Annotated in this window: 12 protein-coding genes; 8 read left to right on the forward strand and 4 right to left on the reverse strand. The window is 63.2% G+C overall.

From position 1 onward, the window contains the following. Positions 1–62: 62 nt before the first annotated feature. Positions 63–440, reverse strand: coding sequence for a hypothetical protein (locus RQ479_RS04835; RefSeq protein ID WP_376704291.1), 378 nt, complete (start codon positions 438–440; stop codon positions 63–65). Positions 441–672: 232 nt separating this feature from the next. Here RQ479_RS04835 and RQ479_RS04840 point away from each other — a divergent pair, with 232 nt between their 5' ends. Continuing rightward, a complete protein-coding gene (locus tag RQ479_RS04840; RefSeq protein ID WP_376704292.1) occupies positions 673–1,419 on the forward strand; it encodes a cytochrome c biogenesis CcdA family protein in 747 nt (248 codons plus the stop codon). Between the two features lie 66 nt (positions 1,420–1,485). Here RQ479_RS04840 and RQ479_RS04845 read toward each other — a convergent pair whose 3' ends face one another. Beyond that, positions 1,486–2,379 (reverse strand): SDR family oxidoreductase, encoded by an 894-nt coding sequence (locus tag RQ479_RS04845; RefSeq protein WP_376704293.1) that lies wholly within the window; start codon positions 2,377–2,379, stop codon positions 1,486–1,488. Positions 2,380–2,508: 129 nt separating this feature from the next. Here RQ479_RS04845 and RQ479_RS04850 point away from each other — a divergent pair, with 129 nt between their 5' ends. Next, entirely contained in the window at positions 2,509–3,456 is a 948-nt protein-coding gene (locus tag RQ479_RS04850; RefSeq protein ID WP_376704294.1) for an AraC family transcriptional regulator, read from the forward strand. Positions 3,457–3,586: 130 nt separating this feature from the next. After that, positions 3,587–4,948 carry a bifunctional UDP-N-acetylglucosamine diphosphorylase/glucosamine-1-phosphate N-acetyltransferase GlmU gene (gene glmU / locus RQ479_RS04855; protein ID WP_376704295.1) on the forward strand — a complete coding sequence of 454 codons (1,362 nt, stop codon included), beginning with the start codon at positions 3,587–3,589 and terminating at the stop codon, positions 4,946–4,948. A 1-nt stretch (position 4,949) separates the two neighbouring features. Here glmU and RQ479_RS04860 read toward each other — a convergent pair whose 3' ends face one another. Then, positions 4,950–5,303: an ADP-ribosylation/crystallin J1 gene (locus tag RQ479_RS04860; RefSeq protein WP_376704296.1), complete on the reverse strand. Its 354-nt coding sequence runs from the start codon at positions 5,301–5,303 to the stop codon at positions 4,950–4,952. A gap of 227 nt (positions 5,304–5,530) precedes the next feature. On the opposite strand from RQ479_RS04860, the gene glmS reads away from it, so the two are divergent. Then, entirely contained in the window at positions 5,531–7,354 is a 1,824-nt protein-coding gene (gene glmS, locus RQ479_RS04865) for a glutamine--fructose-6-phosphate transaminase (isomerizing) (RefSeq protein ID WP_376704297.1), read from the forward strand. Between the two features lie 80 nt (positions 7,355–7,434). Next, positions 7,435–8,187: a DUF502 domain-containing protein gene (locus tag RQ479_RS04870; protein ID WP_292657831.1), complete on the forward strand. Its 753-nt coding sequence runs from the start codon at positions 7,435–7,437 to the stop codon at positions 8,185–8,187. Here RQ479_RS04870 and recG read toward each other — a convergent pair. Next, a complete protein-coding gene (gene recG, locus RQ479_RS04875) occupies positions 8,139–10,247 on the reverse strand; it encodes an ATP-dependent DNA helicase RecG (RefSeq protein ID WP_376704298.1) in 2,109 nt (702 codons plus the stop codon). The genes RQ479_RS04870 and recG overlap by 49 nt on opposite strands. Positions 10,248–10,338: 91 nt before the next feature. On the opposite strand from recG, the gene RQ479_RS04880 reads away from it, so the two are divergent. From RQ479_RS04880 to RQ479_RS04890, 3 genes are all read left to right on the forward strand, one after another. Next, positions 10,339–10,626, forward strand: coding sequence for a succinate dehydrogenase assembly factor 2 (locus RQ479_RS04880; protein WP_352491635.1), 288 nt, complete (start codon positions 10,339–10,341; stop codon positions 10,624–10,626). A gap of 13 nt (positions 10,627–10,639) precedes the next feature. After that, positions 10,640–14,137 (forward strand): transcription-repair coupling factor, encoded by a 3,498-nt coding sequence (gene mfd / locus RQ479_RS04885; RefSeq protein WP_376704299.1) that lies wholly within the window; start codon positions 10,640–10,642, stop codon positions 14,135–14,137. 179 nt (positions 14,138–14,316) lie between these two features. After that, positions 14,317–15,690, forward strand: a complete 1,374-nt coding sequence (locus tag RQ479_RS04890; protein WP_352466380.1) for a class II 3-deoxy-7-phosphoheptulonate synthase — start codon at positions 14,317–14,319, stop codon at positions 15,688–15,690. Positions 15,691–15,767 lie beyond the last annotated feature (77 nt).

Raw genomic sequence — 15,767 nt, forward strand, 5'->3', positions numbered from 1 at the left:
GGGTCGAGTTCCCAGCGACCAGCCGTGTTACCGCCTGTTACAGCGGATCAGAAGCTCAAGGCTTAGTCGGCCTTGGCGATATGCCAGACGCCGCCGACACCCTCGCCGGTGACATCGCCGGCCTTCTTGTCCTTGATGAACGTGTAGAGCGGCTTGCCTTCATAGGCCCACATCCTGGTGCCGTCGGTGCGGTCGACGATCGTCCATTCGCCCTCGGCCTTGGCGTTGGCTTCAGCTTTCAGCGGCGGCCAATTGGCGGCGCATTTGTCGTAGCAGTTCGACTTGCCGGCCTCGTCCTTGTCGTAGGTGTAGAGCGGCATGCCGCTGGCGTCGGTGTAGATCTTGGTGCCGCCTACCTCCGCTTCCTTCCACGCCTCGGCGGCGAAGGATGCGGCAGTGCCGAGCAAAAGCGCGGCCATGCCAATTGCGATCGTTTTCATGGACTTCTCCCCTGGATCGTTTCGAAAAAGCGCGCGGAACCGCGGCTTCGTTGTGATCAACGCTGCCTGGCGGCCCTTTCTTCCCGGGCTGCTTTCCCGTCGATCAGGCGAGGGCGACGACTTGCCACACGATAGTGACGGGGGCCAGGCTATAGTGATGGGGCCACGCGATGGTGATTGGCGGACGGCCGTTGTCGCGGCTATATGGCTGCGCAGTCATCTGGAGACGGAAATGGCATTGGACGTCGGCTATGTCAGCGCGATCGGGGCGGGAGCAATTTCGTTCCTGTCACCCTGCGTGCTGCCGCTGGTGCCGCCTTACCTGTGCTACATGGCCGGCGTGTCGGTCGACGATTTCCGCGGCGAGGCCGGCATTACGGCAAAGGCCGGTGCGCGAGGCGCGCTGGTTAATTCCTCCATCGCCTTCGTGCTCGGCTTCTCGACCGTCTTCGTCGCGCTCGGCGCCGGCGCCTCGACCATCGGCCGTCTGCTGCGGGTCTGGCAGGAGCCGCTGGCAATGGCGGCCGGCGTGCTGATCATCCTGATGGGGCTGAATTTCCTCGGCGTACTGCGCATCCCTTTGCTTTCACGCGAGGCGCGCTTCCATGCACAAGGCAAGCCGGCCAGCCTGGTCGCCGCCTATGTCATGGGCTTGGCCTTCGCCTTCGGCTGGACGCCCTGTATCGGCCCGGTGCTGGGGCCGATCCTGACGCTTGCCGGCGGCCGCGAGACGGTGGGCGAGGGAGCGCTGCTGCTTGCCGCCTATTCGCTCGGCCTTGGCATACCGTTTCTGATCGCTGCGCTGTTTTCCGGCGCCTTCATGCGCTTTCTCGGAAAATTCCGCGTCCATCTCGGCCGCGTCGAAAAAGCCATCGGTGCGCTGTTGGTGGTCGCCGGCGTGTTTTTCCTGACCGGCGGCGTGCAGGCGGTGTCCTACTGGCTGCTCGAGAATTTTCCGGTGCTGGGGCAATTGGGTTAGGTTTGTCGCCCGGCCGAAGCGCGAGGCCGCCGCTGCGGCGCAAGGCACCGCAGCTACATGGTCCGTTCAACCTTCGAAATAGCCCGGTTGGTCGATATCGGCGATGAGCCCGGGTCCGCTCGGCGCCCACCCCAGCAGCGCGCGAGTCCGTTCGCTCGAGGTCGGGACATCCATCGCCGCGAACATCGCGAACCAGCCAAAATGATCGGCGGCTTCTTCCGCGGACTTGGCGACGACCGGCACGTTCAGGCGCCGGCCGATCACGCCGGCGATGTCTTTGAACGGCACACCTTCTTCGGCGATCGCGTGATATCGCCCGCCACCGGCTCCATGCTCGAGTGCAAGCCGGTAGACGCGGGCGGCATCGAAGCGATGCACGGCGGGCCAGCGATTGAGCCCTTCGCCGACATAGGCCGACACGCCGTTCTTGCGAGCAAGGTCGACGAGGATCGGAACAAAGGCGTGGTCGCCCTGGCCATGGACCGACGGTGGAAGGCGGACAACCGACGCGCGCACCCCGCGTGCCGCCAGCGCGGCGGCTGTCGCTTCGGAGGCGCGGGGATACGAGGCGGAAGCGGGAACAGGCGCATCTTCCTCTGTCGCGATACGGCCCCGCGCCTGGAGCGCGGTTCCGGAGGTGACGAGCAGGGGGCGCTCGGAGCCTTCGAGTGCTCCGCCCATCGCCTCGATGGCACGCCGGTCCATCTCGCAATTTTGCGCGAATTTCGAGAAGTCATGGTTGAACCCGGTGTGGATCACCGCATCGGCGGCTGCCGCGCCCCTGCGCAGGCTCTCGAGGTCTTCCAGGTCGCCTCGATGCACCTCGGCTCCCGCGGCGGCAAGCGACTTGGCCGATGCCTCGGAGCGGGCGAGGCCGAGCACCCGATGGCCGGCGCCGATGAGTTCTTGAACGATGGCAGAACCGACGAATCCGGTCGCTCCGGTAACGAAAACACGCATCACGACTTCTCCTTGTTCATTTCTGACCACGACCATTTCCGCGGCTCAGTTGTGTCGTGATAGGCGCTTGAGAAAATACGATCTATGCGGTAAAGTCCGTATTATCTTCGCAATCGTCCGGAATGACCCGTGGATCCTCTTTCAGATGTGCTCTCGCTGCTGAAGCCGCGAAACTATATGTCGGCTGGTTTCGATGCTGGTGGTGAATGGTCGATCCAGTTCCCCGACCAGCAGCAAAGCATCAAGACCGGAGCGGTGGTCTCCGGCCGGTGCTGGCTATCTGTGGAGGGCGTTGCTGACGCAGTGCGCCTTGAGACGGGAGACTCCTTCCTGCTGCCGAGTGGACGGCCTTTCCGCCTTGCAAGCGACATCAGCTTGGCGCCTGTTGAAGCCGTCAGGATTTTTCCGCCTGCGCGAGCCGGCGGTGTCGTGACCCACAATGGCGGTGGTGATTTCTTTCTGGTCAGCAGCCGCTTCGCGCTTGGCGGCAATCATGCCGGCATCCTGTTGCGGATGCTGCCAGCCATTGTGCATATCCGCAAAGAGTCGGACCAGTCGGCGCTGCGCTGGTCGGTGGAGCGGATGATGCAGGAGCTGCGCGAGCCGCAGCCGGGCGGCTTTCTGGTGATTCAGCACCTCGCCCACATGATGCTGGTTCAGGCGCTGCGGCTGTATCTTTCGGAAGGATTGAAAGGTGGCATCGGCTGGCTCTTTGCCCTCGCGGACAAACAGATCGGCACGGTGATCAGCGCCATGCATGACAATCCGGCGCATGGCTGGACGTTACAGGAGCTGGCGGAACGGGCCGGCATGTCGCGATCGACCTTTGCGCTCAGATTCAAGGAGACGGTCGGCGCGTCGCCGATGGACTATTTGACGCGCTGGCGAATGCTGCTGGCCGGCGACCGGCTGACGAATTCCAGCGATCCCGTCGCCGTCATCGCGCTGTCGCTCGGCTACGAATCCGAAAGCGCCTTCAGCACAGCCTTCAAGCGGGTCATGAATTGTTCGCCACGGCAATACGGCCGTGGCCGAGCCCCCAGCTTCGTACCACGCAACGAGGCGGAAGCCGCCTGAGCCGATCTGCTTGAGCGTGTCGCGGGTTGGAGGTTCCACCGTCTCACCGGAATTTAACCGCATTGGTGCAGCATGGCGCCGGTGCTACTAACGCTTCGATTCCAGACCCCTTTCAACGGTTGCTGTCCCCATGAGCCAGAGATCCTGCCTGTCCATCATCCTCGCCGCTGGCGAAGGCACGCGCATGAAGAGTGCAGTGCCGAAAGTGCTGCACACAATCGCCGGCCTGCCAATGGTTGCCCATGTCGTCAAGGCGGCCGAAGCCGCCGGCAGCGGCGATCTGGCGCTGGTGATCGGCCATGGCGCCGATGAGATGCGCAAGGCAGCACTCAAGTTTGCGCCCAAGGCCGAGGCTTTCATCCAGGAAAAACGTCTCGGCACCGCGCACGCCGTGCTTGCCGCACGCGCAGCAATATCAAAAGGTTACGACGACATCTTGGTGATGTTTGGCGACACGCCGTTGATTGATCCGGAAGCGCTCGCGGCGGCGCGGCTGAAGCTGGCCGAAGGTGCGGCCGTCGTCGTGGTCGGCTTCCGTACAGAGAATCCTTCGGGCTACGGCCGGCTTATCGAAAGGGCCGGCAAACTCGTGGCCATCCGCGAGGAAAAGGACTGCTCGGACGAGGAGAAGAAAATCACCTTCTGCAATGGCGGGCTAATGGCGGTCGCCGGCAGGCACGCGCTGAAGCTGCTCGATGAAGTCGGCAGCAAGAACGCCAAGGGCGAGTATTATCTCACCGATATCGTCGAGATCGCCGCTGCGCAGGGACTTGATGTCGTCGCCACCGAAGCCAGTTTCGAGAACGCGCTCGGCATCAACAACCGTGCCGAGCTTGCCCAGGCGGAAGGTATCTGGCAGACGCGCCGGCGGCGCGAGGCGATGCTTTCCGGGGTGACGCTGATTGCGCCTGAAACCGTGTTCTTCTCGCACGATACCGAGATCGGTGCCGATACGATCGTCGAACCCAATGTCTGGTTCGGGCCGGGCGTGAAAATCGCCACGGGCGCCAAGATCCATGCCTTCAGCCATATCGAAGGCGCCACCATCGCGTCGAATTGCGACGTCGGGCCGTTCGCGCGGCTGCGACCAGGGGCGGATTTGAGAAACAAGGCCAAGGTCGGCAATTTCTGCGAGGTAAAGCAGGCGATCGTCGAGGAGGGCGCCAAGGTCAACCATCTGACCTATATCGGCGATGCCCGCATCGGCGCGGGCGCCAATATTGGCGCCGGCACCATCACGTGCAATTATGACGGTTATTCGAAATTCTTCACCGATATCGGCGAGGGTGCCTTCATCGGCTCGAACTCCTCGCTGGTGGCGCCGGTGTCGATCGGCAAGGGCGGCTACATCGCTTCGGGCAGCGTCATCACCGAAAGCGTACCCGACGATGCATTGGCCTTCGGCCGCGCCCGCCAGCGGACGCTGCCCGGCAAGGGCAAGGAGTTGCGCGAGCGTTTTGCTTCGGCCGCGGCGGCCCGCAAAAAAGGGTAGCCTAACGGAACTCGGCGACAAGCTCAATTTGGCCGACGATTGTATCGTTGAAGGCGGACAGGTCTTCGGCCGGGATCCAGTATTCCAGATGCGCCCGGCTGCCGGCATGCTGGACGCTGTAACGGTTCAGAAAGCTGCGACGCACCTCGAAACGCGTCACGAAACCTGATCCGCTCGCGGGCACGTTCCAGTCCCGGGCGATCTGGGTGGCATAGGCCTCGCTTGTAACCGGATAGAAGATCGGCTGATCGGCAAGTCGAGGCGGAAAGGCGCGCATCCCTGACTTCTGGATCAACTCCAGTTCGCGTGGCCCAACCGGACGCCAAAGCGTCACCGTCTCAATTCGTTCGTTCATGGCCGCATCGTGTCTTTGGCTGATTTCAGGAGCCGTTGAGCCGAGATAGGATACATAAGCGGAGAAACTGAGCAATTGCAGTAACCTGATTGCAAGTGGGCCCTGTCATGGTGCATCTGTGCAGGATAGTCCGGCTGATACCGGACGAAATGGAATGTGATTTTTCGCGGCAACCCGGCAGTCTCTAAATAGCGCCGGTTTGAGGTCGGAATTGGGGGCAAAGCGCCATGTGCGGTATCGTTGGAATTGTCGGTAACTCGCCGGTCGCGCCGCTTATCATCGATGCGTTGAAAAGGCTCGAATATCGCGGCTATGACTCGGCCGGCGTCGCCACGATCGAGCACGGCAGGCTTGACCGTCGTCGTGCCGAGGGCAAGCTGGTCAATCTCGAGCGCCGGCTGAGGGACGAACCGCTCGACGGCATGATCGGCATCGGCCACACACGCTGGGCCACGCATGGCGTTCCGAACGAGAGCAATGCGCATCCGCATTTTTCCGACGGCGTCGCCATCGTCCATAACGGCATCATCGAGAATTTCGCGGAATTGCGCGACGAGCTGATGCGCGACGGCTACAGCTTCGCCTCGCAGACCGATACCGAAGTCGTCGCACATCTGGTGGCGCGCGAACTGGCCAAGGGGCTGAAGCCGGTTGAGGCGGCGCACCAGGCCCTGAAGCGGCTGGAAGGCGCCTTTGCGCTCGCGATCATGTTCAAGGGCGACGAGGATTTGATCGTCGGCGCGCGCAATGGCCCGCCGCTCGCCGTCGGTCATGGCGACGGCCAGATGTTCCTTGGCTCCGACGCCATCGCGCTTGCCCCGTTCACCAATTCGATCACCTATCTGGAAGACGGCGACTGGGCGGTGGTGCGCCGCAACGAGGTCGATATCTTCGATATGGGCGGCAACAAGGTCGACCGCAAACGCCAACAGTCGCTCAGCACGAGCTTCATGGTCGACAAAGGCAACCGCCGCCATTTCATGGAAAAGGAAATCCATGAGCAGCCGGAAGTGATCTCGCACACGCTGGCGCATTATGTTGATTTCGTCGGCGGCGTCTCGAAGCCGCTCGACCTGCCGTTCGATTTCGCCAAGATCGACCGGCTGGCGATTTCGGCTTGCGGCACCGCCTATCTCGCCGGGCTGATCAGCAAATATTGGTTCGAGCGCTATGCGCGGCTGCCGGTCGACATCGATGTCGCCTCGGAGTTCCGTTACCGCGAGATGCCGCTGTCGAAGACCGATGCCGCTTTCTTCATCTCGCAATCGGGTGAGACCGCCGACACGCTGGCGTCGCTGCGCTACTGCCGCAAGGCCGGCATGAAGATCGGCGCGGTCGTCAATGTGCGCGAATCGACCATGGCGCGCGAATCCGACGTCATCCTGCCGACATTGGCCGGCCCGGAGATCGGCGTCGCTTCGACCAAGGCGTTCACCTGTCAGCTTTCCGTGCTGGCCTCGCTGGCGGTGCGGGCGGGCGTGGCGCGCGGAACGATTTCGCATGAGCAGGAGAAAACGTTGATACGCGAGCTGTCGGAAGCGCCGCGTTATGCCAACCAGGTGCTGAAGCTCGACGGCCAGATCGAAAAGATCGCGCGCGACCTCTCGCACTACAAGAACGTGCTTTATCTCGGCCGTGACACCAATTTTCCGCTGGCCATGGAAGGCGCACTGAAGCTCAAGGAAATTTCCTATATCCACGCCGAAGGCTATGCCGCCGGCGAGTTGAAGCACGGCCCGATCGCGCTGATCGACGAGAACATGCCCGTCATCGTCATCGCGCCGCATGACCGCATCTTCGAAAAGACCGTGTCGAACATGCAGGAGGTCGCGGCACGCGGCGGCAAGATCATCCTGATCACCGACAGCAAGGGCGCCGCACACGCCACGGTGAAGACGATGGAGACGATCGTTTTGCCGGACGTGCCGGAAATCATCTCGCCGATCATCTACGCGCTGCCGATCCAGATGCTCGCCTACTTCACCGCCGTGTTCATGGGCACGGATGTCGACCAGCCTCGCAACCTGGCGAAATCGGTAACGGTGGAATAGGTCTCGTTTAAAAACTTCGCCATTCCAAAGCGCCTTCGGGTTCAGTAGTGTCGCGCTGCAAACACACGCTGCGGTGAACCATGTCGGATGCTCTCAAGACCTCAGGCATGACCCGGCTGAGAAACTATTTCCTGACCGGCTTCGTCGTTTGCGCGCCGCTGGCGATTACTGCCTACATTGCCTGGTCGCTGATCGGCTGGGTCGATTCCTGGGTGAAACCCTACATTCCGGTACGCTACAATCCGGACACTTACCTGCCGTTTCCAGTGCCGGGTTTTGGGCTGATCGTTGCCCTGATCCTCATCACCTTCATCGGCTTTATGACCGCCAATATCGTTGGCCGCGCCATCGTCAACTTCGGCGAGCGCCTGCTTGGCCGCATGCCGCTGGTGCGTGGCATCTACCGTTCGCTGAAGCAGATTTTCGAGACCGTGCTGTCGAACAAGGGCGACATGTTCCGCCAGGTCGGGTTGGTCGAATATCCGCGCAAGGGGGTCTGGTCGCTGGTCTTCGTCGCCAGCGAGAAGGAAACCGAGATCAACCAGAAGCTCGACCGGGAAGGCGATCCGCTGATTGCCGTATTCATGCCATGTACGCCCAACCCGACGACGGGCTTTCTGATGTATGTGCCGAAATCCGACATTGTGCTGCTCGACATGACGATCGAGGACGGAGCCAAGCTGATCGTGTCGGCCGGCCTGGTGGCGCCAGCTGTCAAAATGGTGACGGTGAACGGCGAGCAGATCCACGCCGCGCTTGCCAATCCTCCGCTCGACACGATGCCTCAGCCGGCACGCAGGAGCCGCACGGCCTCATCACGGCCGAACAGATAGAGCAGCAGGCGCAGCGCAGCGCCGCGTTCGGACTGCAGTTCGGGATCGCGCGACAGGATCAGCCGCGCATCGTCGCGAGCGGCCTCGAGCAGGTCGGCATGCGCCTCGATGCGCGCCACCTGGAAGCCCGGCGTGCCGGACTGGCGGGTGCCGAGCAACTCGCCTTCGCCGCGCAGCTTCAGATCCTCTTCGGCGATGCGGAAGCCGTCCTCGGTCTCGCGCATCACCGACAAACGGCGTTTTGCCGTCTCGCCAAGCGGGTCCTTGTAGAGCAGCACGCAGGATGAAGGCTTGTCTCCACGCCCGACCCGGCCGCGCAATTGGTGCAACTGGGCAAGGCCAAAACGCTCGGCATGCTCGATGACCATGATTGTCGCATCAGGCACATCGACGCCGACCTCGATCACCGTGGTGGCGATCAGGATACGGGTGCCGCCTTGCTTGAAGGCGCGCATCGCCTCGTCTTTGTCGGCGCCTTTCATGCGGCCGTGCACCAGGCCGACGCGGTCGCCGAACAGCGGCTTCAGCGAGGCAAAACGGTCCTCGGCCGACATCAGCTTGATCTCCTCGGATTCCTCGACCAGCGGACAGATCCAGTAGATTTTCTGGCCATCGGCGACGGCGTCGAGCATGCGTCGAATCAGTTCGTCGAGCCGTTCAAGCGGTAAGGTGACGGTGCGGATCGGCTGGCGGCCGGCCGGCTTTTCCGTCAGCTTCGACACGTCCATGTCGCCGAATGCAGTTAGCACCAGCGTCCGCGGTATCGGCGTTGCAGTCATCACCAGCATGTCGGGCGCATCGCCCTTGGCGGTGATTGCAAGGCGCTGGTGGACGCCGAAACGGTGCTGCTCGTCGACGACGGCGAGCACGAGGTCATGGAACGTCACGGTTTCCTGGAACAGCGCATGGGTGCCGACAACGATGTCGATGTCACCATTGGCCAGCCCGGTCAGCGTGTCGGCGCGCTCGCGGCCCTTTTCGCGGCCGGTGAGGATGGCGACGCGCAAGCCGGACCGTTCCGCCAACGGCGCAATCGTTGCGAGATGCTGGCGCGCCAGGATTTCGGTCGGTGCCATCAATGCCGCCTGGCCGCCGGCCTCGACGGCACGCGCCATGGCAAGCAGCGCGACCACCGTCTTGCCGGAGCCGACATCGCCCTGCAAAAGGCGCAGCATGCGTTCGGGGTCGCCGAGATCGGCGTTGATTTCGGCAAGCGCCATTTCCTGCGACATGGTCAGCGAATAGGGGAGTGCCACGCGCAGTTGTTCGACTATGCGGCCGTCGCCGAAGAGTGGCCGGCCCGATAATCGCCGGACCTTGGCCCGCACCAGCGCCAGCGATACCTGGCCGGCCAAGAACTCGTCATAGGCAAGGCGCCGCCACGCTGCGCCGTCGACGGAGACGTCGATCGGGTCGGCTGGATTGTGGATGCGGTTGAGCGCATCGCTGAAAGCAGGAAAGGCGTGGCGGCGCCGGAACTCGCCGTCCTGCCATTCGGGCAGGACCGGCAGGCGGGCCAGCGCCTGGCCGATGGCCCGGCGCAGCACCTTGCCCGAGAGCCCGGCGGTCAGCGGATAGACCGGCTCGACCAGCGGCAGGCTTTCCGCGTCGCCGGCAAGTGCGATATGGTCGGGGTGAACCATGGTCGGGCGGCCGTTGAACCATTCCATGCGGCCTGAGACGACGACATGCTCGCCGACGGGCATTGCTTTTTCGAGATAGGCAGCATGGGCATGGAAGAAGGTCAGCGCGATCTCGCCGGTGTCGTCATGGGCGTAGACCCGGTACGGGACCGACCTGTTGCCGCGTGGCGGCGGCTGGTGGCGGTCGATGCGTACGTCGAGCGTAACGATGGCGCCCTCGGCCGAACCGGCGATGCCCGGCCGGTTGCGGCGGTCGATGACAGTATGCGGCAGCACGAACAAGAGGTCCCCGGCGCGCGCGTCCCGGTCGCCGAGGTCGGCTGCTACGACTTTTTCGATCAGGGTGCCAACTTTTGGCCCGACCCCGGCAAGCGAGGTGATCGGGACAAACAGCGGATCGAGGAGGGAGGGACGCATGATGTCAGCTTATGTTGCGGCGACTGTAGCGCAAGGCTGACACCGCCTTCTATCCACGCTATATGCGCCGCCTGGGCAAGGATGCTGCACGATGACGGGAACGAAACGATCAAGCGAGGGCCTCGATGCCCGCCGCCGCAAGCTTCTGTTTCGTTCGTGGCACCGCGGCATGCGCGAGATGGACCTTATACTCGGCAGCTTCGCCGACGCCGAGATCGGCGCCTTGACCGGCGACGAAATCGACCAATATGAGAGGCTCCTCGACATTCCCGACACCGAATTCCTTCCTCTCGTCACCGGCGAACGCCCGGTTCCGGCGGATGTCGACTGTGCCGTCCTGCAAAAAATCCTGGCTTCGCGCCGGGAGATGACCTTCTGAACAACGTGTAGCCATGAGCCTTATCCCTACGATCGGTCTGCCGAAAGGCCGCGCAGGCCAGTTCATCGTCGATGGCGTCGCCGACGGCTACGAAGCCTTTGCGCTGGTGCAGGCTGCGCACGAGATCGCACCGGACAAGCCGGTGCTGTTCGTGGCGCGCGACGGCCAGCGTCTGCCGGCGATCGTCGAGGCGCTTGCCTTTGCCGCGCCGGGCCTGCCTGTGCTGGAACTGCCGGCCTGGGACTGCCTGCCTTACGACCGCGTCTCGCCCGGCGCCGACGCCGCCGCAAAGCGGCTCGATGCGCTGGCAGCGATGATCGCGCTGGCGAAGAAGCCTCACCGCGCCGTCATTCTCACCACCGCGAATGCCTTGCTTCAACGCATTCCGCCGGCGGAACTCGTCGAGGCGCAGACCTTTCACGCCAAGCCCGGTAACCAGATCGACATGAACGCGCTGGTGTCGCGGCTTGAGACTTCCGGCTTCGAGCGGGTGCCGACGGTGCGCGGCATCGGCGAATTTGCGGTGCGCGGCGGTATTCTCGATCTCTACGCGCCCGGATGGGCGGAGGCGCTGCGCCTCGATTTCTTCGGCGATACGCTGGAATCGATCCGCGTCTTCGATACCGCAACACAGCGCACCACCGGCCAGCGCAAGTCGATGGCGCTACAGGCGATGAGCGAGGTGGCGCTGACGCCAGAGACGATCAGCCGCTTCCGCCGCGCCTACATCGAAGCCTTTGGCGCGCCCTCGCGCGACGATGGGCTCTATGCGGCGGTCAGCGAGGGCAGGCGGTTTGCCGGCATGGAGCACTGGCTGCCGTTCTTCTACGAGCGGCTGGAAACCGTATTCGATTACCTGCCGGATGCGCCCGTGGTGTTTGATCATCTGGCGCATGAGGCACTGGCCGAGCGCCACACTCTGATCCTCGATCATTACGAGGCGCGCAAAAAACAGGCCGACGGCGCCTTGAAGGATGCCGTGCCCTACAAGCCGGTGCCGCCGGATTTGCTTTATCTGTCGCCCGAGAACCTGATTGCCTCGCTTGGCCCGCGCGAAGCGATCGACTTCACCTCCTTCGACGCGCCCGATGCCGGTGCGAAAAAGGTGTTCCATGCCGGCTCGCGCCATGGTCGCAGCTTCGTCGAGGAACGCGCCGACCCTAACGCCAACGTCTTCGACGTCGTCGTAAAACACATTTCCGACGAGCGCGCTGCAGGCCGCCGTGTCATCGTCGCCGGCTGGACTGAAGGTTCGCTCGACCGGCTCGGCCAGATCCTGGCCGAGCATCACCTTGGCAATCTGAAGCCGGTGGCGACGCTTGCCGAAACCGGAAAGCTTGAGCCAGGGCAGGCGGGACTGGCCGTGCTGCCGCTCGAATCCGGCTTCGAGACGGAGAAACTGGTCGTCGTCGCCGAGCAGGACATTCTCGGCGACCGGCTGATCCGGCGCTCGAAGCGCAAGAAGCGCGCGTCCGACTTCATCGCCGAGGCTTCGGCATTGGCCTCAGGCGATATCGTCGTCCATGCCGATCATGGCATTGGCCGCTTCATCGGGCTCCGCACCATCGAGGCGGTCGGTGCGCCGCACGATTGCCTCGAAATCCACTATGCCGGCGACGATCGGCTGTTCTTGCCGGTGGAAAACATCGAGCTGCTGTCGCGCTATGGCTCGGATTCGGCCGAGGCGACGCTCGACAAGCTTGGCGGCGGCGCCTGGCAATCGCGCAAGGCGCGGCTGAAGAAGCGCCTGCTCGACATGGCCGGACAGCTGATCCGTATCGCCGCGGAGCGGCAGATGCGGGCCGCACCGACGCTGGTGCCGGCGGAAGGCCTCTATGGCGAGTTTGCAGCGCGTTTCCCCTATGAGGAAACCGACGACCAGCAAACGGCGATCGATTCGGTCATGGATGATCTGGGCGCTGGAAAGCCGATGGACCGGCTGATCTGCGGCGATGTCGGCTTCGGCAAGACCGAAGTCGCGCTTCGTGCCGCCTTCATCGCGGCGATGGAAGGCTTTCAGGTCGCGGTGGTGGTGCCGACGACATTGTTGTCGCGCCAGCATTTCAAGACCTTCTCGCAGCGCTTCTCCGGCCTGCCGATCCGCGTCGCCCAGGCCTCGCGGCTGGTCGGCGCCAGGGAACTGGCCGAGACCAAGAAGGGCGTCGCCGAAGGCCAGGTCGACATCGTCATCGGCACGCACGCACTGCTCGGCTCCGCGATCTCGTTCAAGAATCTCGGCCTGCTGATCATCGACGAGGAGCAGCATTTCGGCGTCAAGCACAAGGAGCGGCTGAAGGATCTCAAGACGGACGTCCACGTTCTGACGCTGTCGGCGACGCCGATCCCGCGAACGCTGCAGCTTGCCTTGACCGGGGTGCGTGAGCTGTCGCTGATCGCCACGCCGCCGGTCGATCGCATGGCCGTGCGTACCTTCATCTCCCCCTTCGATCCGCTGGTCATCCGCGAGACGCTGCTGCGCGAGCGCTACCGTGGCGGCCATTCCTTCTATGTCGTACCGCGCATCAGCGATCTCGCGGAAATCCATGATTTCCTGCGCGAATCCGTGCCTGAGCTGAAAGTGGCCGTGGCCCACGGCCAGATGCCGCCCGGCGAACTCGACGACATCATGAACGCCTTCTATGACGGCCAGTACGATGTCCTTTTGTCGACCACAATCGTCGAATCCGGCCTCGATATACCGACCGCCAATACGCTGATCGTGCACCGCGCCGATATGTTCGGACTGTCGCAGCTCTATCAGCTGCGCGGCCGTGTCGGCCGTTCGAAGGTGCGCGCCTACGCGCTGTTCACGCTGCCCGCCAACCGCAAGCTCACCGATACGGCCGAGCGTCGACTGAAAGTGTTGCAGTCGCTCGATACGCTCGGTGCCGGTTTCCAACTGGCCAGCCACGACCTCGATATCCGCGGTGCCGGCAATCTGCTTGGCGAAGAGCAGTCGGGCCACATCAAGGAGGTCGGCTTCGAACTCTACCAGCAGATGCTGGAGGAGGCGGTGGCCGAAGTGAAGGATTCCGGCGAGGTGCAGGACGGCGGCTGGTCGCCGCAGATCGCCGTCGGCACAGCGGTGATGATCCCGGAAAGCTACGTCCCGGATCTGCAGCTCCGGCTGGCGCTCTATCGCCGTCTTGGCGATCTCGAAAATACGGAAGAGATCGATGCTTTCGGCGCTGAGCTGATCGACCGGTTCGGGCCGCTGCCGGAAGAGGTAAAACATCTGTTGAAGATCGTCTTCATCAAGGCGCTTTGCCGCAAGGCCAACGTCGAGAAGCTCGACGCCGGGCCGAAAGGCGTCGTCGTCCATTTCCGCAAGCGGGAATTCCCCAATCCGGTCGGGCTGGTCAAGCTCATCGGCGAACAGGGCTCGCTGGCCAAAATCCGACCCGACCAGAGCGTCGTCTTCAGCCGTGACTGGGCGACGCCCGAAAAGCGGCTGGCAGGCTCAGCGGTTGTCATGACGCAGCTGGCGCGGCTGGTGGAGAAGGCGGCGTAGCCGGGTGTCGCTGGTGCTCTGGACAACAACCGCGCCGGCACTTTCGCCGCCGGCCGTCATTCGCCAGCGCTGAGATTCCGGTCTAGAATAGGAAATCGGCTTCGTGTATGGAGCCGCGACCCCATATGGGGCGGATTGGCGGGCGATGGCGTCCGCCTGAAAGAGCGTTGGGTGCTTCGATGACGAAATGGTCGCCGAATTCGTGGAGAGCTAAGCCGATCCAGCAGGTTCCTGCCTATCCGGACCTTGTCGCGTTGAGGAACACGGAAACCCAGCTCGCTACCTTTCCGCCGTTGGTTTTTGCAGGTGAGGCACGCAAGCTGAAGAAGCAGCTTGCAGCCGTCGCTGCCGGTGACGCATTTCTTCTGCAGGGCGGCGATTGCGCCGAGAGCTTCGCCGAGCATGGCGCGGATAACATCCGCGACTTCTTCCGCGTCTTCTTGCAGATGTCAGTGGTGCTGACCTTCGCCGGCGCCCAGCCGGTGGTGAAGGTCGGTCGTGTCGCCGGCCAGTTCGCCAAGCCGCGCTCGTCCGACAATGAGACCAAGGGCGGTGTGACGCTGCCCAGCTATCGCGGGGACATCATCAACGGCATCGAATTCGATGCCAAGTCGCGCATTCCCGATCCTGCAAGGCAGGAGATGGCGTACCGCCAGTCGGCAGCGACGCTCAACCTTTTGCGTGCCTTCGCCCAAGGTGGCTACGCCAGCCTGGAGAACGTGCATCAATGGATGCTCGGCTTCGTCTCCGACAGCCCGCAGGGGGAGAAATACGAATCGCTCGCCAACCGCATTACCGAGACGATGGACTTCATGAAGGCCGTCGGCATCACCTCGGAGACCAATTACGCGCTGCGCGAGACCGATTTCTACACCAGCCATGAGGCGCTGCTGCTCGGTTATGAAGAGGCGCTGACCCGCGTCGATTCGACTTCGGGCGACTGGTACGCCACCTCCGGCCACATGATCTGGATCGGCGATCGCACGCGCCAAGCCGATCATGCGCATGTCGAATATTGCCGCGGCATCAAGAACCCGCTCGGTCTGAAATGCGGGCCGTCGCTGACGCCGGACGGCCTGCTGCAACTCATCGACCTGCTCAATCCGGAGAACGAGCCCGGCCGGCTGACGCTGATCGCGCGTTTCGGCTCCGACAAGGTTGCTGACCACCTGCCGAAGCTGGTGCGCGCGGTGCAGAAGGAAGGCCGCAGCGTGGTGTGGTCGTCGGATCCGATGCATGGCAACACCATCGAAGCCGCTGGATACAAGACACGGCCGTTCGATCGCATCCTGAAGGAGGTGCAGACCTTCTTCGAGGTGCATCGCGCCGAAGGCACGCATCCCGGCGGCATCCACATCGAGATGACCGGCAAGAACGTCACCGAATGCACCGGGGGTGCCCGCGCCATCACCGCCGAAGAATTGCAGGATCGCTACCACACCCATTGCGATCCGCGCCTCAACGCCGACCAGGCGATCGAGTTGGCGTTCCTGGTGTCCGATCTGCTCAAGAAGAGCCATCCGGTTCAGCACAAGCAGGCCGTCAACGGCTGATTAGAACGTATTCGATCATCGAGCTGGTCAGCGAAACGCGTCCGGCCGGTGTCGCATTTGCTCGTGCCTAATGCGAG

Origin of the sequence: Mesorhizobium sp. ISC25, assembly GCF_042295465.1 — a bacterium.
In the GTDB taxonomy this organism is placed as follows: Bacteria; Pseudomonadota; Alphaproteobacteria; order Rhizobiales; family Rhizobiaceae; genus Mesorhizobium.